The following is a 20,350-nucleotide window of genomic DNA, read 5'->3' as shown; positions in this document are numbered from 1 at the left end:
AGGTGAAGAGGGGGCAAACGTACGGGTAGCGTACGGACGGGCCGCGCGGGCGGCGCTTGAGCCCGCTTTGGCCCGCTTGAGCCAATTTCGCTCCACTTTCAATGCACGTTCGCAGCGTAGCTCAATATTATAGCCCCTCGTCGGACGCGGTTTCTGCCGCGGCCATTGCCCGCGGCCGCTCCGGCGGCAAGCCCAGCAGGCCTTCCAGTTCGTTCGACACTTGTGCGAAGCGCTCGCTCAGGAAATCCAGCAGCACGCGCACGCGCGGCGCCATGAAACGGTTGCGGTGGTAGAGCGCATGCAACGGCGCGTCCGGATAGCGCCATTCAGGCAGCAGGATTTTCAGGCAGTCGCCCCGCAAGTCCGCTTCCACGTCCCACATCGACTTGATGACGATCCCGTAGCCGCGCCGCGCCCATTCGCGGGCCACGGCGCCGTCGTTGGTTTCCCGGGAGGTCTCGAACGGCACCGTGTACTGCTGCACTTCGTCGCCGCGAGTGAAACGCCACTCGTTGGCCGGGCCGGATGCGGTGCCGAGCACGATGCAATCGAAATTCACGAGATCGCGCGGATCTTTCGGCTCGCCCTTGCGTGCGATGTAGTCCGGCGACGCGCACAGCACCCGCCGGTTCGGTGCCAGCTTGCGGGCGACGAGCGAGCTGTCTTGCGGCACGCCGAAGCGGATCGCCAGATCGATGTCTTCCTGCACCAGATTCGATAGCGAGTCCGACAGCGTCAGCGCGAACGTGACTTCGGGGTAAAGCGCGTTGAACTCGTCGAGCCAGTGCATCAGCAGATTGCGACCGAAGTCCGAAGTTGCCGAGATTCGGACTTTGCCGCGCACCACGCCCTGGCCGGCTTGCAGCGCGGCCTCGGCGTCGTCGAGCGATTGCAGCGCCTGGCGGCAGCAGTTCAGATACAGCCGGCCCTCGTCGGTGAGCCTGAGTTGACGGGTGGTGCGCTCGAACAGGCGTGTTTTCAGAACGGCTTCGAGCTTGGCCAGCCGCGCGCTGGCGGCGGCCGGTGTCAGCCCCATCTTGCGGCCCGCTGCCGAGAGGCTGCCTTGCTGCGCCGCTTCGACGAACAGGCGGATGTCACCGAGGTTATCCATCGCGATCTTTCAAAATTATTTGAAAATGCTTCAAATGCTACGCCAATTATCAAATCGATGTGCTCCGCTCACAATGCACTCCTCGTAAACCCTTTGTGCTTCGTGCAGCCCCGCCATGCAAATCGATCACGCGACGATCGTTACCGCCGACCTCGAGACCGCGCGACGTTTCTTCGTCGACGTCGTCGGGCTGACGCAGGGCGCGCGTCCGCCGTTTTCGATCGACGGCTACTGGCTGTATGCAAACGGCCGCCCGGTGATTCATCTGATCGACGCGACGGTGCCCGCCCAGACGGGAAGGGCCGCGCCGCGCATCGACCATATCGCCTTCCGGCTGGAGAGCGCCGACGAATGGCAAGCGCTATTGCAGCGCCTGCATGCGCCGGACCTGCCTTATCAACTCGCCGAAGTGCCGCAGATGGGTCCGCAGCAAGCCGAATTGCAACTGTTCGTCGCGCTCGCACCGGGTGTGGTCATCGAATTCGTGACGGCGCTGCGTCACGTTCGCCGTAGCTAACACGCTTAACTTTAGAACCTGGAGTAGAAAAATGCCCATTCCATTACTGGCGCTAGCGATCAGCGCTTTCGCGATCGGCACGACCGAGTTCGTGATCATGGGCTTGCTGCCCGAGGTCGCGCGCGATCTGGCTGTGTCGATTCCGTCGGCTGGTTTGCTGGTGAGCGGCTATGCGCTGGGCGTCGCGGTCGGTGCGCCGCTGCTCGCGGTGGTCACCGCCAAGATGCCGCGCAAGCTCGCGTTGCAGTTGCTGATGGGGGTGTTCATCGTCGGCAATACGCTGTGCGCGATCGCGTCCAGCTATTCCGTGCTGATGATCGCGCGCGTGGTGACGTCGTTCGCGCACGGGTCGTTCTTTGGCATCGGCGCGGTGGTGGCGGCGTCGCTCGTGCCGGCTGAAAAGCGGGCGAGCGCGATTGCGCTGATGTTCACCGGCTTGACGCTCGCGAATGTGCTCGGCGTGCCGTTCGGGACGTTTGTCGGCCAGGAGTTCGGCTGGCGTGCGGCGTTCTGGATCGTCAGCGTGTTTGGGGTGCTGTCGCTGGCCGGCGTGTCGCTGCTGGTGCCGAATAATCACGATTCCGGCCCGGTCGGCCTGGGTCACGAAGTACGCGTGCTGAAGGACCCGCAAGTCTGGACCGCGCTCGCGATGACGGTGCTCGGCTTCGGCGGCGTGTTCGTCGTGTTCACCTATATCGCGCCGATTCTCGAGCAGGTCAGCGGTTTCTCGCCGCGTGGCGTGACGCTGATTCTGGTGCTGTTCGGTATTGGTCTCACGATCGGCAATACCGTGGGCGGCAAGCTCGCGGACCGCGCGCTGATGCCTTCGCTGATGGGCATTCTGGTGGCGCTTGCGGTGGTGATGGCGCTCTTCGCGCGCACCAGCCATTCGCAGGTGGCCGCGGCGATTACGATTTTCGTGTGGGGCATTGCGGCGTTCGCCACGGTGCCGCCACTGCAGATGCGCGTGGTCGAGAAGGCCGCGGCGGCGCCGAATCTGGCTTCGACGTTGAACATCGGTGCGTTCAACGTGGGCAATGCGGGCGGCGCGTGGCTCGGCGGTCTGGTGATCAATCACGGTCATTCGCTCGATACGTTGCCGTGGGTCGCGGCGGCGGTCAGCGTGGTGGCGTTGCTGCTCACGTGGTTCGCGTCGCGGATGGATGCACCTGCATCGGTCGTCGCGCAGCGGGCGTGAGTGTAGGTGCGGCACACCTGATGTGCTCACATGTGCTTGAGTGTGTGTACGTGCTTGAGCGCATCTGAGCCCGAACACGCCCATATGAAAAATTCGCACAAGCTTTGCGAGAATCGTCCTCCGCAATGCTGATAACAGTGTGAAGATAACTTCGTTGGGCGCGGCGAGGCGCGATGCTATCTTGCTTCCACCAACCGCTTGCCCGCCGTCTGGCGGCGCTCCTGGAGGCAATCATGCATTCCCCGCTTGCGCTGGTTCGCGATCCCACGGCCGATACCCATGCGTCGCCGCGTGCTGCTGAACCCTTCGATGCTCTTGAACATCTGGTCGGCGTGAATCTCGCCCGTTTGCGCGCCGAGCGCCAACTTTCGCTCGACGCTCTCGCCCGTGCTTCGGGCGTCTCGCGAGCGATGCTCGCGCAGATCGAGTCGGCGCGCAGCGTGCCGTCGATCAAGGTGCTGTGCAAGGTGGCATCGGCGTTGAAGGTATCGGTGGCGGCGTTCTTGCGGCGTCATGCGACCAACGGCTTCGAACATTTGCCAGCGGAGCGTTCGTCGCGTGTCGTCAGTTCGAATGGACGCTACTCGGCCCGGCCGCTGTATCCGGACGCCGAGCCGACCGCCGCCGAGTTTCACGAGCTGCGTATCGCGCCGTTGCATACCGAGGCCGGCACGCGCCGTGCGCCTGGCACCACGGTGAATCTGGTGGTGAGCGAAGGCACGTTGGAAGTGAGCGTGCACGACCAGCGCCAATTGCTGGCAACGGGCGACGCGATCGTGTTCGACGCTGACCAGCCGCACAGCCTGCGCAATCCCGGTGACACCGAAGCGCGCGCGTTTCGCGTGACACTGAAGGCGGAAACGCCGCCGCGCTGGGACGTGCCTGCGCCGCACGATTTGACGCGGCAGGCCGCGCCGGTTTGACGAGTCAGGTTTTCAGGCGGATGTGCTGTGAGGATCGGCTCTGAAGCAGCGATGTCCGTCTAGTCGGTAGGGGTTGCGCTGCAGGTTTTGCGCGACTGTTGTATTCTTTGCCAGCCGGTTGATCCGGCAATCAGTGCGTCTTCAGGGCGGGGTGAAATTCCCCACCGGCGGTATGCCGGCAGCGCGAAAGCGTGAGCCGGTGAGCCCGCGAGCGCCCGCGTCGTTCGGCTTTCAGCGTACCGAAAGCGCAGTGGGGTCAGCAGATCTGGTGAGAAGCCAGAGCCGACGGTTAGAGTCCGGATGGAAGAAGATGTGCAGATAGTCATGTTCGTTTCCGGGGCGCCGCCAGAGGTTGGAGCGGTGCGCGAGCGTCGCTTTGCGCGGCGTTCAACGGCGCGTCTTTGTCTGTTTGCAATGCCCTGAAACGTTTCTCGCCCAACTTTTGCGATGAGCGTTTCAACTATGTCCTTTGTTACTTTTCCTGCTCCGTCGGTGATTGCGGATAGCGCATTCCTCGATCTCCCCCTGCTCGCTACCGAAGCAGTTCCGCCGCGTATCGCCGCCGCGCTGCAAGCCATGCGCGATGGCCGAGCCGTCGTCCTGCAAGACGATCACGATCGCGAGAACGAAGCCGATCTGATCGTCTCGGCCGAGCGTCTTTCCGTCGAAACCATGGCCTTGCTGATTCGCGAATGCAGCGGCATCGTCTGCCTGTGCCTGCCCGACGACAAGATTCGTGCACTCGAACTGCCGCCGATGGCCGTCAATAACGAAAGTCGTCATGGCACCGCGTTCACGGTTTCGATCGAAGCACGCGATGGCGTGACCACCGGCGTGTCCGCACTCGATCGCGTGACGACGATTCGCGCGGCCATCAGCGATACGGCGAAACCTGCCGATATCGTGCGCCCGGGCCACGTGTTCCCGCTGCGTGCGCAACCGGGCGGCGTGCTCGCGCGTCGCGGCCACACCGAAGGCACGGTCGATCTGGCGATTCTCGCGGGTCTGAAGCCGGCTGGCGTGCTGTGCGAACTGATGAACGCGGACGGCACGATGACGCGCGGCGCGGATGTGGAGCGCTTCGCGGCGCAACACAATCTGCCGATGCTGACGATTGCGGAGCTGGTGGAATTCCGTCAGTCGCTGGCGACGGCGCGCGAATGCGTCGCGGATGAGGTTTGATGCGTAAGGGTGTGTCGCGTGCGGCGGTGTGGGGTTAGTCAGCAGTCTGAAGCCTGAAGCCTGAATCCTGAAGCCGGCAATTGCAGCCGGCTTTTTTCTTGTTGCACCCGTTAAGACTGCACGTCGCCAAACTCACCGCGCACGCCGGCTTCGACCAGCGCGGGCAGTTCGTCCATATGCTTCATGATGCGTGTCATGCCCATCTTGCGCAGTGCATCCGCGTAACCGTCGGGGATATGGCTCGCGCCGACGAAAGCAATCGTCTTCATGCCCGCCGCCCGCGCCGCATTCAAACCGGCCACGCTATCTTCCACGACGATGCAGCGCGCCGGCTCCACACCGAGCGTCTTCGCCGCGAACAGATACACATCCGGATAAGGCTTCGGCCGCGCCACCTGTTCGGCGCTGAAAATCCGTTCGCCGAAAATCTGCTGCAAACCCGCGCGCCGCACCGACGCATTGACGCGTGCCATCCGGCTGTTCGACACGACAGCGGCCGGCAGCGTCACGCGTTGCAATGCGTCGCGCACGCCGTTGATCGGGCTGAGCGATGCCGCGAGCGCGAGTTCGACGTTGTGTTCGATCGTATTGAAGAAATCGGCCGGCAGCGTGATATCGAACGACTCCTCGATGCCTTCGAGAAAGCGCGAGGTCTGCTGGCCGAACGCCGTCTTGACGACGGGTTCGAAGTCGAGGCCCGGGAAGGTGGCTGACAGCGTGTCGAGCATCACGCGGTCAGCGATGATTTCGCTGTCGACGAGCACGCCGTCGCAGTCACAGATGAGGTGGTCGATCATGCTTTAAAACGGAAAGCGAGAGGCACGCGAGCAAGACAGTTGCAAGCTCATGCGCGGAGATTGAAAGCATCATGATACGTGCTTTGGCGCCGCATGCGCGGCGCCTTCGCTTTCCGTCGGCGCTTAATTCCGCCTTCAGTGTGCTCTTGGAGCACATCGGGCGCGCCCCTTTATATGCGCCCGATGTGCGCCGCAAGATCAGTGCGCGTGCAGGTACAGATACAGCCCCGTTGCCAGCGCGCCGCCCAGCAGCGGACCGCACACCGGAATCCACGAATAACGCCAGTCGCTGTCGCGCTTGCCCGGAATCGGCAGCAGCGCGTGCATCAGACGCGGCGACAGGTCGCGCGCCGGGCTCATCGCGTAACCGGTCGGGCCGCCGAGTGAAATGCCGATGCCGAGCACGAGCAGGCCGACCGGCAGTGCGTCGAGCGCGCCCAGGCCAACTTGCGGCGAAGCCAGGTACAGCACGCCGAGAATCAGCACGAAAGTCGCGATCATTTCGGTGAGCAGGTTATGCGGCACGCTGCGAATGGCGGGCGACGTGCAGAACACGCCGAGCTTCACGTCGGCATCGCCTTCTTTCGCAAAGTGCTGACGATACGCAAGCCACACGAGCAGGGCGCCCGCCATGCCGTCGAGCATCTGCGCCGCGATATAGCCGGGTACTTTGGCCCACGCGAATTTGCTTGCCAGCGCGAGGCTGATCGTCACCACAGGATTCAGGTGCGCGCCGCTGTACGATGCCGTGACGTACACGGCGATGAACACGGCCATCGCCCAGCCCATCACGATCACGATCAGGTCCGCGCCTTTGCCTTTGGTGCGGGCGAGCAGCACGTTGGCGACAGCGCCGTTGCCGAGCAGCACCAGGAGCGCGGTGCCGATGAATTCCGCAATGTAAGGAGACATGGTTGGTTATCCGAAATATAGTTGTTAGGGAAGCCGCGGGACAAGCGGCTTCGTTATATCGAGAAGTGTTGTGTGAAAGCTGGGATCAGGGCGTGTCGGCCCAGGCCTTCGCGGCGCGAATCGCGCGCTTCCAGCCGTCGAGGCATTCCTTGACATCGGCATGCGGCAGGGCAGGCGTGAAACGGCGATCGAGCGCCCATTGGCTTTTCAGCTCGTTCACGTCTTTCCAGTAGCCGACCGCGAGACCGGCCAGATACGCCGCGCCCAATGCGGTCGTCTCCGATACCTTCGGCCGTACTGCGTCGACGCCGAGAATGTCCGCCTGGAATTGCATCAGCAGATTGTTCGCGCAAGCGCCGCCGTCCACGCGCAATTCACCGATGCGAATGCCAGAGTCGGCTTCCATTGCTTTCAGCACGTCGAGCGATTGATAGGCGATCGAGTCGAGCGCGGCGCGGGCGATATGTGCCGAGGTCGTGCCGCGCGTCACGCCGAACAGCGTGCCGCGCGCGCGGGCATTCCAGTGCGGCGCGCCGAGGCCGGCAAACGCGGGCACCAGATACACGCCGTCACTATGCGGTACGCTGCGCGCCATCGTTTCGATTTCAGCGGCGTTCTTGATGATGCCGAGGCCGTCGCGCAGCCATTGCACCACCGCGCCGCCGATGAAGATGCTGCCTTCGAGTGCGTAGTTGATCTGGTCGCCGATTTGCCAGGCAATCGTGGTGACGAGATTGTTCTTCGATTCGATCGGCTTTTCACCGGTGTTCATCACGAGGAAGCAGCCGGTACCGTAGGTGTTCTTCACCATGCCCGACTCCGTGCACATCTGGCCGAACAGGGCCGCATGCTGGTCGCCGGCGATGCCCGCGAGCGGAATCTTGGAAGCGAACACGGTGGTCTTGGTCGGCCCGTACACTTCCGACGACGCACGCACTTCCGGCAGCATGTTGCGCGGAATGTCGAGCGCTTCGAGCAGTTCGTCGTCCCACTTCAGCGTGTGGATGTTGAACAGCATCGTGCGCGACGCGTTGGTCACGTCGGTGACGTGCAGGCCGCCCTTGGTGAAATTCCACACCAGCCAGCTATCCACCGTGCCGAAAGCGAGGCGGCCTTGCTTTGCCTTTTCGCGTGCGCCTTCGACGTTGTCGAGAATCCAGCGGATTTTGGTCGCCGAGAAGTACGAGTCGATTGGCAGGCCGGTTTTCGCGCGGACTTTTTCTTCGAGGCCCTGCTCTTTGAGCTGATCGCAGAAGTCGGCAGTGCGGCGGTCTTGCCAGACGATCGCGTTATAGATCGGATGGCCGGTTTCGCGGTCCCACACAATGGTGGTCTCGCGCTGATTGGTAATGCCGATCGCGGCGATCGACGTGCCGTTCATGCCGGCGCGTGTGACGGCTTCGGCGGCGACGCCGGCCTGGGTCGACCAGATTTCCTGCGGGTCGTGCTCGACCCAACCCGGACGCGGATAGATTTGCTGGAATTCTTTCTGAGCGGTCGACACGACGTTGCCGAGCCGGTCGAACAGCATCGCGCGGGAGCTGGTGGTGCCTTGGTCAAGCGCGAGGATGTACTGATCCTGCATTGTGTCTTCTCCATGCGTTTTATGAATCGCCGGACTGCTGACCGGCGACGGGAACGGCTTGTTGTTTTAAGCGGGCTGCAACAGTTTGAGGTGGTGCGTCCCGGCTTTCTCAGTAGCCGAGGGGGTGAAAATCGATTCGGTTCATGTGGGTTCGTCCACGTAGCCAAGCTGCGTTGCTATCGCCTGACCAGGTGGTCTGACGAAGTGGGTCAACTAAGTGACTCAACTACGTGGCCTAACTGAACGACCTAACTAAGTGACGTAACTAAGCGCTCTGTCGGACCGGCTCGCGGGCGAACCATGCGTCAATGTCGTGTGTGATCGAATCGAGCGTGCCCGGTTCGACGTGGAGGCCGAGTTTCGAACGGCGCCACAACACGTCCTGCGCGCTGCGCGCCCATTCGGTGTCGCGCAGATAAGTGAGTTCGGCTTCGTAGAGACCTGGCGCGAAAGCGCGGCCGAGGTCTGCCACCGAGCGCGCATTGCCAATGACATGCTTCACGCGCGTGCCGTACGCACGAGCGAGGCGGTGAGCCAGATCGGCGGGCAGCCATGCATTCTGCTGCTTGAAGCCGGTGAGGAAGCGTTCGAAGTTGGCTTGCGGAATATCGCCACCGGGCAACGGCGCACCGGCCGTCCACGAAGGCGTGCCCTTATGCAGCGCGTGCGCGAGTTTGCCGACGGCTTCTTCCGCCAGCTTGCGAAATGTCGTGATCTTGCCGCCGAACACGGACAGAAGCGGTGCTTCGCCCGCGGGCGCGTCGAGTTCGAGCGAGTAATCGCGGGTGACCGCCGACGGGTTGTCTGCGCCTTCTTCCTCGAGCAGCGGACGCACGCCCGAGTAGGTCCAGCGCACGTCTTGCGGCGAGATCTTCTGCTTGAAGTAGCGGTTGATCGAATCGCACAGGTACTGTGTTTCGTCGGCGTCGATCGCTACTTGCGCGGGGTCGCCGCGATATTCGAGGTCGGTTGTGCCGATCAGCGTGTAATCGTGTTCGTACGGAATCGCGAAGATGATCCGCTTGTCCGGATTCTGGAAGATGTACGCGTGATCGTGCTCGAACAGGCGGCGCGTGACGATATGGCTGCCTTTCACAAGGCGCACGCTGTGCGTCGCCTCGCGGCCGAGCGCGCCTTGCAGCAGTTCGCCGACCCACGGACCGGCGGCGTTTGCGATCGAAGCAGCGCGCACGTCGAGGATCGTGCCGTCCGCGCGCTTGAGTTGCGCGCGCCATTCGCCACCGGCGCGGACCGCGCTCAGTAGCTTGGTGCGCGTGAGAATCTTTGCGCCGCGTTCCTGCGCATCCAGCGCGTTCAGCACGACCAGACGCGCGTCATTCACCCAGCCATCCGAATACACGAAACCGCGCTTGATCGAATCGATCAGCGGTGCGCCAGCAGGATGGTTGCGCATCACAATGCCGCGCGAGCCGGGCAGGAGTTCGCGCTTGGCGAGGTGATCGTAAAGGAACAGGCCGGCGCGAATGAGCCAGGCCGGGCGCAGATCGGGCATTTGCGGCATCACGAAGCGCAGCGGCCACATGATGTGAGGTGCTGCGCGCAGCAGCGTTTCGCGCTCCTGCAGGGCTTTGCGCACCAGCCCGAACTCGCGGTACTCGAGGTAGCGCAGACCGCCGTGAATCAGCTTGGTACTGGCCGACGACGTATGGGATGCCAGATCGTCCTGTTCGCAGAGCAGCACCGACAGGCCGCGGCCCGCCGCATCGCGTGCGATGCCTGCGCCGTTGATCCCGCCGCCCACGACGAGCAAATCGTATCTCGAGCCTTGCGTCACCTGCTGTGTCCCCTACGTCGTATCCGGAAAGCTGTTGGGAAAAACTATCGAACCCATAGTGTTCGTTTTCGAACTTTAATGAACATATTCGAAAAAGTAAAGTTCGGTTTGCTTAGGCGCCCCTCTAGTGGTTGGCTAAGGTGGTGGCGCAACGCGCGGGCACGGACGATACTTTCGGCAGCAGCCATTTCGAGGTGAATTCATGCGTGGACTTTGGATGATCGGCGCCGCTGCGCTCCTGACGGGGTGCGTCAGCTCGCCGAGCTTGAACGGGACGATGGGCGCGCCCTCGTTCGCATCGTTGCAACAGATGTGCAGTGCCCAGACGGTCGACTACGGCAACGACGCGCAAGGCGTCTACGCGACGCTGTTCGATGCGTACGTTGCGAACCGGCGCGGCAAGTTGTCGAAGGACGATTACTGCGCCTTCCAGGCGTCGCTCGCGCAGCGCTATACGAGCCAAGGGGCGAGTGCCGATCCGCAGGTGCGTAATCAGTGGGTTGCGTTCTTCACCGACCAGCGAGCCAAGGCGTTGAGCTGGCGCGCGGCGGTCGATCCGACCTTGCGCGCGGGCTGAACTTCGCGCCCGGCTTTCTCAATCCAGTCCTTCCCGGCGGGATATTCGCGTCGAGCGAGTTTAGGGGCTAACTCGGGCTAACGCGGGGCTAGCCGCGCTGCGGCTGGGCCCCGCGCCACAACATCCGGCGAATCTGCGCGAACACGGCTTCGCGCGTCGGCGCGTTGCTCCCGGCAACTTGTTGCGCCTGTGGCAAAGGCAACTGATTGGCGAGCGCCAGCATCGTGAAGCCGTGCAGGCTTGCCCAGTATGCGTAGCCGATCAATTGTGGATCGCCTTCCATAATGCCCGCGGCAACGAGCTGCTCGAAGTGCGCCCCGAGCATCTTCCAGGCGCGCTGCGACGCGGCCGTGAGTTCCGGGTAGGCGCCTTCCGGCTGGGTCAGATCGAACATCAGGCGGTAGGCGTGCGGCTCGTCGAGTGCGAACGCCACATAGGCGTCGCTGACGGCGGAGTGGTCAGTCGCGGGCGCTTCCCTCGCTGCTGCTTCAAGGCGAGCCGCGAAGCGGTTGAACGCCGCAGCGCGGACCATCGCAAGAATCTCGTCCTTGTCGCGGAAGTAGCGATAGGGCGTCATCGCGCTGCAACCCAGCTCCTTTGCCAGTTCGCGCATCGTCACGCCTTGCGCGCCGCGCGTGGCGAACGCGTTTTCGGCCACGCGCCGCATGGTTTCGCGGAATTGCTGGATGTCGTCGGAGGAGAGCGTTTTTGGCATGCGCGAAGGCAGAAGGTCCGTCGCGTCAATTTACCGTGTAAATGAATTGGACACAACAAAGCGGCCGTGTGAGCGGCCGCTTCAATATCCAACATGCTATGAGAAACGCTTGATGGCCCGGAGTGCGCTGTCGCCGGTTTCGGTCACGCGCCATTGTTCGTTGCCCGACGCGAGCAGTTCGAGTTGTACAAGCTGGCGTTCCAGCAAGGCGTCGAGTTCTTCTCGCTCCATATCGACTTGATTGGGGGCGTCCTTGACGAGCAACAACGTGGCGAATTCATGCGGACTCAGCATCGTTCTCTCCATGTCAAGCTAACGCGGACGGCCTTGCCGGCGACTGGCCCAATGCCAGTGAAGTCCGCTAGAGGATCAGGCGGGAGGTACGGCTCATGCACACAGGTTTAGGCAACCGGCACTCCGCGTAGCGCGGAACGGACGCCGGGGAACTGGAGTGTAGTCAACCGCCAGATAAACACCAAAGGGGCCACTGTAAATTTTCCGTTTGACAATTGGGACCCTCAGAGGCGGTTTGGGGCAGCGGTCAAATCCTTGATTTCACTCGAAGTTTCGCGTGCGCTGCAACATGGCCGAAGTCGCCTGGATTACTCGGCGATAAACACCTGGCAATTGGCGGCAGCGAGTGTTTCGGCCATCTCGGCGGGCGGGGCGGCGTCGGTGAACAGCGCGTCGATCTGGTCGAGATGACCTTGGCGGACGAGCGCCGGACGGCCGAATTTGGAGTTGTCGGCGGCGAGAAACACCGTGCGCGCATGCTGGATGATCGCCTCGGCCACGCGCACCTCGCGGGTGTCGAAATCGCGCAGCGTGCCGTCCGTTTCAATGCTCGACGTACCGATGATCGCGAAATCCACCTTGAACTGCCGGATAAAGTCGATCGCCAGTTCGCCGACGATGCCCTTGTCCCATGGCCGCACGATGCCGCCCGTCACCAGCACTTCGCAATCCGGATAGCCGCTCATCATGCTGGCGACGTTCAGATTGTTGGTGATCACGCGCAGGCCGCGATGCCGGTTGAGCGCCCGTGCGACTTCCTCGGTAGTCGTACCGAGGTTGATGAAGAGGGACGCCTGGTCGGGAATGTGAGTGGCCACTAGCGCCGCAATGCGCCGCTTCTCTTCGTGGAACATCCGCTGACGCGCCGTGTACGAAACATTCTCGGAGCTGGTCGGCAGACTGGCGCCACCGTGATAGCGGCGCAGCAGGTTCATGTCGGCGAGCCAGTTGACGTCGCGGCGGATCGTCTGCGGCGTCACGTCGAAGTGGGCCGCGAGGTCGTCCACGGTCACGAAGCCGTCGCGTTGCACCCACTCCAGCAGTTCCTGTTGCCGGGCGTTGAGAGTCAGGCGGGGGTCTCGGGTCATGTGTCTCGGGTCGTGGGTTTTTTGTCGGCGCTGCCCGCCACTGGCGCGATAAGCCGGGCCGGAAAACGGGTCATGCGTGAAAAAGGGTGAGCGTATTGTAAGACCATCGCACGTCTTGTCTGCCAACTCGTGCGACATGCAGCGGATCCTGGACGACCGTGCAGCGACCCATTCAGGTAATTTGCGCATTTATTCATTTGATAAATGAATTTGTTTTTTGTGCCGGATCGCGCTGCAATCCAAGGCTCCGCGTTTTACCCGCGTGTTACCCATTTCCCATGGTTTCCGGCGTTCGAGAACGCGCCGGGCCGCGCTTTCGAGAGTGTTCGACATGACTGGCTTCAATTGGCAAAACCCCTACCCGACGCCGCGTCTGCCTGTATTCGCGCGCAACATCGTTTCGACTTCGCATCCGCTCGCCGCGCAAGCCGGGCTACGGATGTTGTGGAAAGGCGGCAATGCCGTCGACGCGGCAATCGCGGCGGCTGCCGCCATCACGGTGGTCGAACCGGTGTCGTGCGGCCTTGGCGGCGACGCCTTCGCGCTGGTGTGGGACGGTAAGAAGCTGCATGGCTTGAATGCATCGGGCGTCTCGCCGGCGGCGTGGAATGTCGACTACTTCAAGCGCAAGTACGGTGAGGAAAGCGGTCTCGCGAAACAGCCCAAGCGCGGCTGGGACGCTGTGACCGTGCCGGGCGTGATCGCCGGCTGGGAAGCGCTGCATCAGAAATTCGGCTCGCTGCCGTTCGCCGATCTGATGGAGCCGGCGATCGAAATCGCCGAGCGTGGTCATGCGGTGGCGAGCATCGTCGCCTACAAGTGGGCGGCGGCCGTGCCGGAATTGAAGGATCTGCCGGGCTTCGCGCAAACCTTCATGCCGCGCGGCCGCGCGCCGGAAGTGAGCGAACTGGTGCGCTTTCCCGGCCACGCGAAGACGTTGCGCAAGCTCGCTGAACAAGGTCCGCGTGCGTACTACGAAGGCGAGATCGCCGAACAGATCGCGGCGTTTGCGCGTGAAGGCGGCGGCGCGTTGACCCTCGACGATCTGCGCAACTACCGCGCGGATTGGGTCGAGCCGATCGGCAAGGACTATCGCGGCTACACCGTGCATGAGATTCCGCCGAACGGCCAGGGCATCGCGGCGCTGATCGCGCTGGGCATCCTCGAAAAGTTCGACGTGAAAGAACTCGCCGTCGACAACGTCGAGTCGCAGCATTTGCAGATCGAAGCCATGAAGCTGGCGTTCGCCGACGTCTACCGCTACGTCGCCGATCCGCGTTCGATGGAAGTCACGCCCGAGCAGATGCTCGACGACGCGTACCTCACGTCGCGCGCGAAGCTGATCGACCCCAAGCGCGCCACGCAGTTCGACTTCGGCATGCCGAAGGCCGGCGGCACGATCTACATGTCGGTGGCGGACGAGCGGGGCATGATGGTCAGCTTCATCCAGTCGAACTACATGGGCTTCGGCTCGGGCATCGTGGTGCCGGACAGCGGCATTGCAATGCAAAACCGCGGCTGCGGATTCTCAATGGACCCCAAATCGCCGAACGTGGTGGAAGGCGGCAAGCGGCCGTTCCATACCATCATCCCGTCGTTCCTCACACAGCAGGTGGACGGCAAGCAGGAAGCGGTGATGAGCTTCGGCGTGATGGGCGGCGATATGCAGCCGCAAGGCCATCTGCAATCGATCGTGCGGATGCTCGACTACGGTCAGCAGCCGCAGGCCGCGTGCGATGCGCCGCGCTGGAAGGTCAACCGCGACTTCACGATCGACATCGAATCGACGCTCGATCCGAAGACCGCCGCGGCACTGCAGAAGCTGGGCCACACGATCAAGTCGGTCGACGATCCGTACATGGACTTCGGCTCCGGCCAGTACATCTGGAAGCTCGACCGTAACGATCCGGACCGCGGCTACGTGGCGGCGAGCGACAGTCGTCGCGACGGGCTGGCAGCCGGGTTCTAAATGAACATCCCCGCGTCGCAACCCGCGACAGCTTCCCCTCATTCCACGCCCGCGCCGCTTTCCAAAGCGATGGTGCGGCGGATCGTGTTTTCGTCGTCGGTCGGCAATGCGCTCGAGTGGTTCGACTTTCTGGTCTACGGCTACTTCGCGACCATCATCGCGAAGCAGTTCTTCCCGATGCAGGACGAGTGGCTCTCGACGCTGCTCGCCATCGCCACTTTCGGCATCTCGTTCCTGATGCGGCCGCTAGGTGCCGTCGTGCTGGGCGTCTACGGCGACCGCAAGGGCCGTAAGGCGGCGCTCACGCTCGCCATCGCGCTGATGATGGTCGGCACCTTCACGATGGCGGTGATGCCGCCGTATGCGTCGATCGGGATGGCGTCGCCCGTGATGATTCTGCTTGCGCGGCTCGTACAAGGCTTCGCGGTGGGCGGTGAATTCGGCAGCGCGACGGCCTTCATGGTCGAGCACAGCGCGTCACGGCGTGGCTACTACGCGAGTTGGCAGTTCGCGAGCCAGGGCCTGGCCGCGATCACCGCAGCGGCCTTTGGTTCGCTCCTGACCGCATGGATGCCGCCCGAGCAACTTAATAGCTGGGGCTGGCGCCTGCCGTTCGTGTTCGGCCTGCTGGTTGGGCCCGTAGGCTATTACATCCGTTCGCATCTCGACGAGACGCCGGAGTTTCTCGCGTTGCGTCGAGTGCGTGAAGCGGCGCGTGAGACCGCGAGCAAGCGTCACGAGATGCCCGAGGAAAAGAGCGCGTCATTCAGCAACCAGTGGGTGAATCTGCTGCTGGCTGTGGGCATCGTTGCGCAATCCACGGTCGGCGTTTACGTGCTGCAACTTTACATGCCGATGTACGCGGTCAAGCAGTTGCACATGCCGGCTGCGGCGTCGTTCGGTGTGGTGGTGCTCAACGGCGGCTTGCAGTTCCTACTGTCGCCGGTGATGGGCGCATTGTCCGACCGCATCGGCCGGATTCGCATCATGCTCACCACGTCGATTCTGATGGGCGTGCTGATCTACCCGATGTTCGCTTTGCTGCAATCACATCCGACGATCGGCTGGCTGCTACTGTTGCAAGGCACAGCCGGAATTTTCAAGGCGGCCTACTCCGGACCAATGCCCGCGCTGATGTCCGAGATCTTCCCGACGCAGGTGCGTTCGACCGGTCTTTCAATCGGTTACAGCATCGGCGTGACGATTTTCGGCGGCTTTGCGCCGACGATTGTGGAGACCTTCATTCACTTGACCGGCGACAAGCTCGCACCAAGTTACTACGTGCTGATTGCCGCAGTGCTGTCGGGGTTGTCGCTCGTGGTGGTCGCGTGGCGTATGCGGCGCGTCCGGCACCTCGCGGGCATTCAGCTCGCGTGATGATCTTGCCGGCGGCCGTTGTGCTCCGCAGCGAGCCTTGCCGCGCTAGACGTGCACCCTGTTCAAGTCAAAGCCAGCTCTTCGAGCTGGCTTTTTTGTGCCTTGCGTGCGCCGCTTGTAACCGACCGAAGGATTCGACTACCGTGAAATTGGAACTGCGGCGATCCGGCAGGGTCTGTGCTGGGTTATCTGCAGAGTTGCTAAACACCGGCTAAGATGCAAGATACAAGGGGTTAACTCTAATTCAAGGCGCTGTATCTGGCACGGCGGGCTGCCCTTGCGATAGCGGGCGGTTCCGAGCGCGCTCCACGAGTCGATACAGTTTTCGGAGCAAAGACACAATGCACACTGAGCTGAACCATGTGATGCCCTGGCGGATCGAGGATATCGACCTCACCCGCATAGATCGCCAGAAGGCAGTCGCTAACGAAGACCTGCTGCTTCTGTTGTGCGCCGCTTCGTTTATCGAAAGCGGCACCGATCTTTACACCAGCAATCTGAGCACTTTTTTCAACGGCGACCCGGAAGTTTCGGCCTGGCTCAACCAGGAGTGGGAGCCAGAAGAAATGCAGCATGGCCGCGCGCTCAAGACGTATGTCGCCTACGTCTGGCCTGAGTTCGATTGGGACACCGCATTCCGCAATTTCATGGAAGAGTATTCGCTGACCTGCTCGGTCGAAGACTTCGAAAAGACCCGCGCGCTCGAGATGGTCGCCCGCTGTGTGGTGGAAACGGGCACCGCAACGCTGTATCGCGCGATCGGCGAATGTTCGGACGAACCGGTGCTCAAGCAGATCACCGACAACATCCGCACGGACGAAGTCCGCCATTACAAGCACTTTTTCAAGTTCTTCAAGAAGTACAACAAGATCGAAGGCAATGGCCGTCTTGCGGTTCTCGGCGCGTTGATGCGCCGTGTGATGGAAATCAAGAACGAAGACTCGGAGATCGCGTTGCGCCATGTCTTCGCGATTCGTTATCCTGAGCGCGTGCACGATTCGGCCTATAACCGCGAACGCGCGGCGCGCATCAATGCACTGGTGCGGCGCAATCTGTCGGCGGACATGTGCGTGAAGATGCTGCTCAAGCCGCTTAATCTGCCGGCCAAGATTCAGCCGGGCGTGCATTACCCGCTTGCCAAGATCACGCAGCATGTGTTCTTTCGCTGATGTTTTTCTGCTGAGTCCGCAGCGTACAGAAAAAGATGAATGGCCCGCTTGTTGTGCGGGCCATTCGTTTTTCGAGGCATGATTGATCCTGGCAACCCTCGCAACTTGTTTCTGACCGGATCGATACGATGAGCGATTCTCCTTCCCCCGAAAGTCCGCTCGAACAGAACGTGTTCGACGAATGGCCTGACGCCGTCCGCACGTTATTCGACGGTTCTTCACTGGCGAGCAAGACGGGATTCACCGCGTCGCTGCTCACCGTCGATGCGAACGGCCACGTGCGCACGTCGCTCGTCGGCGTCGGCGAGTTGTACGCGCCTGATTCGCGCTCGCTGTGCATCGCATTGTGGCCACAGGCTCGGGCGGCGCGCGTGATCGCGCAAAGCGGCCAGGCAGCGCTGACGTTCGTCTGCGACGAGGCGTTCTATCAAGTGCAGTTGCGTTGGACGCCGCTAGCGGGCGTGACAGGCGATGACAGCGGCCTCGTGTACCTCATCGGCTCGATCGACACAGGGGAGGCGCAGAGCGTGCGTTATGCGCGCCTGACAAGCGGCATTACGTTTGAACTGGAAGGGGAAGGGGAGACGGTGCTCGATCGATGGGAACGGCAGATCGAGCACCTGAAGCAAGCTGCCGCTGCGGCTAGCCGTTAGTCTGGGACGACAGCTAGCGAGCAGGCAGTGCTTAAAACTTAACGGCCGCGTTGGCCGCTGCGCGTCGGCTGGCCGCCACGCGGCGCGTCGTTGCGCGGCTTTGCGCCACCCAGCAACGCACCCGGATTGCCGCCTTGCGGCTTTGCGCCCTGTGGCTTGCGCGGCGCATGTTGCGCGGCGCTGCCTTCGTGCGCCGCTGCACGCGGCTGACCGTCATGACGCTGGCCGTCGCGGCGCGGCTGGCCACCGTTGCCGGCCGGCTTCGCACCTTGCGGTTTCGGCTGCTGCTGACCATTCGCCGGACGCTGACCCGAACGTTGCGCCGGCTTTGCAGACGACGATGCGCCTTCACGTCGGGCGCCGTCGCGTTTCGGCGCACCTTGGCCCTGGCGCGGCGAACGGCCACCGCCGCCACCACCACCACCCTGGCCACGGCGCAGAATCGGTTCCGGCTTCGCAGTCGGATCCGGCTCAAAACCGGCGATCACTTCCTGCGGCACCTGACGCTTGATCAGCTTCTCGATGTCCTTCAGCAGTTGCAGTTCGTCGACGCACACCAGCGAGATCGCTTCGCCCGTCGCACCTGCACGGCCCGTGCGGCCGATGCGGTGCACGTAATCTTCCGGCACGTTCGGCAGATCGTAGTTGACCACGTGCGGCAACTGATCGATATCGATGCCGCGTGCGGCGATGTCTGTCGCGACCAGCACTTGCAGCGTGGCGTCCTTGAACTCGGCGAGCGCGCGTGTGCGGGCCGATTGGCTCTTGTTGCCGTGAATCGCCAGTGCGCTGATGCTGTCTTTGGTCAGCTGTTCGGCGAGGCGGTTCGCGCCGTGCTTGGTGCGCGTGAACACCAGCACCTGGTGCCAGTTGTGCTGCTTGATGAGGTGCGTGAGCAGTTCACGCTTCTTGTCGCGGTCGACCGGGTGGATCTTCTGCGCGACCGTCTCAGCCGTCGTGTTGCGGCGGGCGACTTCGATCAGCGCCGGCGAGTCAAGCAGGTTGTCGGCGAGCGTCTTGATCTCGTCGGAGAAGGTGGCCGAAAACAGCAGGTTCTGACGCTTCGGCGGCAACTTCGCGAGCACGCGCTTGATGTCGTGGATGAAGCCCATGTCGAGCATGCGGTCGGCTTCGTCGAGCACGAGAATCTCGAGATGCGACAGATCGATGGTCTTCTGCTGCATGTGGTCGAGCAAACGGCCCGGCGTCGCGACGACGATGTCCACGCCGCTGCGCAGCGCGCCGATCTGCGGATTGATACCGACGCCGCCGAACATCACGGTCGACTTCAGCTTCAGATACTTGCCGTAGGCGCGCACGCTTTCTTCGACCTGTGCGGCCAGCTCACGCGTCGGCGTGAGGATCAGCGCGCGGACGGCGCGCTTGCCCGAGGCCGTGGTGACAGCGGGCATGGTGTTCAGACGCTGCAGGATCGGCAGCGTGAAGCCGGCGGTCTTGCCGGTGCCGGTCTGCGCGCCGGCCAGCAGGTCGCCTCCGTTGAGCACGGCGGGGATCGCTTGCGTCTGGATCGGAGTCGGGGTGGTGTAGCCGAGTTCGTGTACAGCGCGGACCAGCGGTTCGGACAAGCCGAGGGAATCAAAAGACATAAATGCTCTTTGCAATGCAGTTTCGCGAACGGCACCAGACGGCACCAATTGGGCCCAAGCTGATACAAGCACGGCATGAACACGCCCGCATGGCGCGTTCGAGGCCAAAGCCCGGTTCCGGTCGCAGAGAAATCGGCGGCACGCTCAAATGCGTGCCGAATGCTTCAACGCGCTATGCAGACACGTTGACTGGCCTTAAGTTGCATTTCGCCGCCGTGGGATGTCACGCGACGTAGCGCGCAACACTGACGAATTGACACAGACTGCCCGCCAGTACGAACAGGTGCCAGATACCATGTCCGTGCCGGATGCGCTCGTCGTTGATGAAGAAGTAGATACCGACGCTGTAGATGATCCCGCCGGCCACGAGCCAGGCGGTACCCGCTGCTGGTAAAGCTTGAACCAGCGGGCGGACGGCAACGAGCGCGAGCCATCCCATCAATACATACAGCACCATCGAAACGCTGCGGGTGCGTCGCCCGAGCGTCAGTTCCTGCACGATGCCGAGAGCGGCAAGCCCCCAGCTTACGCCGAAGAGCGACCAGCCCCACGGTCCGCGCAAGGTGACAAGCGTGAACGGGGTGTAGCTGCCGGCGATCAACAGATAGATCGCCGAATGGTCGCATTTTTGCAGAACCGCTTTGACACGCGGGTTGCGCACGCTGTGGTAAAGCGTCGAGATAGCATACAGCACGAACAGCATCGCACCGTAGACACTGAAACTCACCACCTTGTACGCGTCGCCGTCGAGCGCGCCCATTGTCACGAGCGTAGCCAGCCCCGCCACCGACAGCACGGCGCCGACGAGATGGGTAATGCTGTTGAAACGCTCACCGACATGCACGGCTCTTTCCTCCTGCACGGTTTCATAAGGGTTTATA

General features: G+C 62.5%; 19 protein-coding genes and 1 riboswitch. Of the genes, 9 read left to right on the top strand and 10 right to left on the bottom strand.

The features are described 5' to 3' along the window. Nucleotides 1–127: 127 nt before the first annotated feature. Nucleotides 128–1,111 carry a LysR family transcriptional regulator gene (locus GNZ13_RS01960; protein WP_172159992.1) on the bottom strand — a complete coding sequence of 328 codons (984 nt, stop codon included), beginning with the start codon at nucleotides 1,109–1,111 and terminating at the stop codon, nucleotides 128–130. Nucleotides 1,112–1,226: 115 nt separating this feature from the next. Here GNZ13_RS01960 and GNZ13_RS01955 point away from each other — a divergent pair, with 115 nt between their 5' ends. From GNZ13_RS01955 to ribB, 4 genes are all read left to right on the top strand, one after another. After that, the gene (locus GNZ13_RS01955; RefSeq protein ID WP_172159990.1) at nucleotides 1,227–1,628 is read left to right on the top strand and encodes a VOC family protein; all 402 of its coding nucleotides are present in this window, start codon (nucleotides 1,227–1,229) and stop codon (nucleotides 1,626–1,628) included. 31 nt (nucleotides 1,629–1,659) lie between these two features. Further along, nucleotides 1,660–2,826, top strand: coding sequence for an MFS transporter (locus tag GNZ13_RS01950; protein ID WP_172159988.1), 1,167 nt, complete (start codon nucleotides 1,660–1,662; stop codon nucleotides 2,824–2,826). A 233-nt stretch (nucleotides 2,827–3,059) separates the two neighbouring features. Further along, the gene (locus tag GNZ13_RS01945) at nucleotides 3,060–3,749 is read left to right on the top strand and encodes a helix-turn-helix domain-containing protein (RefSeq protein WP_172159986.1); all 690 of its coding nucleotides are present in this window, start codon (nucleotides 3,060–3,062) and stop codon (nucleotides 3,747–3,749) included. A gap of 133 nt (nucleotides 3,750–3,882) precedes the next feature. Next, a riboswitch (FMN riboswitch) is annotated at nucleotides 3,883–4,065 on the top strand. Between the two features lie 146 nt (nucleotides 4,066–4,211). Then, the gene (gene ribB, locus GNZ13_RS01940; protein WP_172159984.1) at nucleotides 4,212–4,931 is read left to right on the top strand and encodes a 3,4-dihydroxy-2-butanone-4-phosphate synthase; all 720 of its coding nucleotides are present in this window, start codon (nucleotides 4,212–4,214) and stop codon (nucleotides 4,929–4,931) included. Nucleotides 4,932–5,041: 110 nt separating this feature from the next. Here the strand turns inward: ribB and GNZ13_RS01935 are convergent, their stop codons facing one another. The 4 genes from GNZ13_RS01935 to glpD form a co-directional block, all read right to left on the bottom strand. Beyond that, nucleotides 5,042–5,728, bottom strand: a complete 687-nt coding sequence (locus GNZ13_RS01935; RefSeq protein ID WP_172159982.1) for an HAD family hydrolase — start codon at nucleotides 5,726–5,728, stop codon at nucleotides 5,042–5,044. 198 nt (nucleotides 5,729–5,926) lie between these two features. Beyond that, nucleotides 5,927–6,640, bottom strand: coding sequence for an MIP/aquaporin family protein (locus GNZ13_RS01930; RefSeq protein ID WP_172159981.1), 714 nt, complete (start codon nucleotides 6,638–6,640; stop codon nucleotides 5,927–5,929). Nucleotides 6,641–6,725: 85 nt separating this feature from the next. Continuing rightward, nucleotides 6,726–8,225 carry a glycerol kinase GlpK gene (gene glpK / locus GNZ13_RS01925; protein ID WP_172159979.1) on the bottom strand — a complete coding sequence of 500 codons (1,500 nt, stop codon included), beginning with the start codon at nucleotides 8,223–8,225 and terminating at the stop codon, nucleotides 6,726–6,728. Between the two features lie 265 nt (nucleotides 8,226–8,490). Next, nucleotides 8,491–10,020, bottom strand: a complete 1,530-nt coding sequence (glpD, locus tag GNZ13_RS01920) for a glycerol-3-phosphate dehydrogenase (RefSeq protein WP_172159977.1) — start codon at nucleotides 10,018–10,020, stop codon at nucleotides 8,491–8,493. Nucleotides 10,021–10,222: 202 nt separating this feature from the next. Here glpD and GNZ13_RS01915 point away from each other — a divergent pair, with 202 nt between their 5' ends. Continuing rightward, nucleotides 10,223–10,597 carry a hypothetical protein gene (locus GNZ13_RS01915; protein WP_172159975.1) on the top strand — a complete coding sequence of 125 codons (375 nt, stop codon included), beginning with the start codon at nucleotides 10,223–10,225 and terminating at the stop codon, nucleotides 10,595–10,597. 88 nt (nucleotides 10,598–10,685) lie between these two features. Here GNZ13_RS01915 and GNZ13_RS01910 read toward each other — a convergent pair whose 3' ends face one another. The 3 genes from GNZ13_RS01910 to GNZ13_RS01900 all read right to left on the bottom strand — a co-directional run bounded on the left by GNZ13_RS01910 (nucleotide 10,686) and on the right by GNZ13_RS01900 (nucleotide 12,694). Then, on the bottom strand, nucleotides 10,686–11,312 hold the full coding sequence (locus GNZ13_RS01910) for a TetR/AcrR family transcriptional regulator (RefSeq protein WP_172159973.1): 627 nt from the start codon (nucleotides 11,310–11,312) through the stop codon (nucleotides 10,686–10,688). A 96-nt stretch (nucleotides 11,313–11,408) separates the two neighbouring features. Continuing rightward, nucleotides 11,409–11,606 carry a hypothetical protein gene (locus GNZ13_RS01905; protein WP_172159971.1) on the bottom strand — a complete coding sequence of 66 codons (198 nt, stop codon included), beginning with the start codon at nucleotides 11,604–11,606 and terminating at the stop codon, nucleotides 11,409–11,411. Between the two features lie 308 nt (nucleotides 11,607–11,914). Next, nucleotides 11,915–12,694 (bottom strand): DeoR/GlpR family DNA-binding transcription regulator, encoded by a 780-nt coding sequence (locus GNZ13_RS01900; RefSeq protein ID WP_172159969.1) that lies wholly within the window; start codon nucleotides 12,692–12,694, stop codon nucleotides 11,915–11,917. Nucleotides 12,695–13,025: 331 nt separating this feature from the next. Here GNZ13_RS01900 and ggt point away from each other — a divergent pair, with 331 nt between their 5' ends. The 4 genes from ggt (at nucleotide 13,026) to GNZ13_RS01880 (ending at nucleotide 17,862) form a co-directional block, all read left to right on the top strand. Further along, complete coding sequence (gene ggt / locus GNZ13_RS01895) at nucleotides 13,026–14,663, top strand: gamma-glutamyltransferase (RefSeq protein ID WP_172159967.1); 1,638 nt, start codon at nucleotides 13,026–13,028, stop codon at nucleotides 14,661–14,663. Continuing rightward, on the top strand, nucleotides 14,664–16,040 hold the full coding sequence (locus GNZ13_RS01890; protein WP_172159965.1) for an MFS transporter: 1,377 nt from the start codon (nucleotides 14,664–14,666) through the stop codon (nucleotides 16,038–16,040). It abuts the gene before it with no gap. Between the two features lie 341 nt (nucleotides 16,041–16,381). Then, complete coding sequence (locus tag GNZ13_RS01885; protein WP_172159964.1) at nucleotides 16,382–17,209, top strand: ferritin-like domain-containing protein; 828 nt, start codon at nucleotides 16,382–16,384, stop codon at nucleotides 17,207–17,209. Between the two features lie 128 nt (nucleotides 17,210–17,337). After that, nucleotides 17,338–17,862: a hypothetical protein gene (locus GNZ13_RS01880; RefSeq protein ID WP_172159963.1), complete on the top strand. Its 525-nt coding sequence runs from the start codon at nucleotides 17,338–17,340 to the stop codon at nucleotides 17,860–17,862. Nucleotides 17,863–17,900: 38 nt separating this feature from the next. On the opposite strand, the gene GNZ13_RS01875 is transcribed toward GNZ13_RS01880, so the two are convergent. Further along, on the bottom strand, nucleotides 17,901–19,469 hold the full coding sequence (locus GNZ13_RS01875; protein ID WP_172159962.1) for a DEAD/DEAH box helicase: 1,569 nt from the start codon (nucleotides 19,467–19,469) through the stop codon (nucleotides 17,901–17,903). A gap of 223 nt (nucleotides 19,470–19,692) precedes the next feature. Beyond that, nucleotides 19,693–20,313, bottom strand: coding sequence for a PAQR family membrane homeostasis protein TrhA (gene trhA, locus GNZ13_RS01870; RefSeq protein ID WP_172160061.1), 621 nt, complete (start codon nucleotides 20,311–20,313; stop codon nucleotides 19,693–19,695). Between the last annotated feature and the right edge of the window lie 37 nt (nucleotides 20,314–20,350).

It is taken from the genome of Paraburkholderia elongata, assembly GCF_013177735.1.
Taxonomy (GTDB): domain Bacteria; phylum Pseudomonadota; class Gammaproteobacteria; order Burkholderiales; family Burkholderiaceae; genus Paraburkholderia; species Paraburkholderia elongata.
This window is presented reverse-complemented; position numbering and strand designations above follow the sequence as displayed.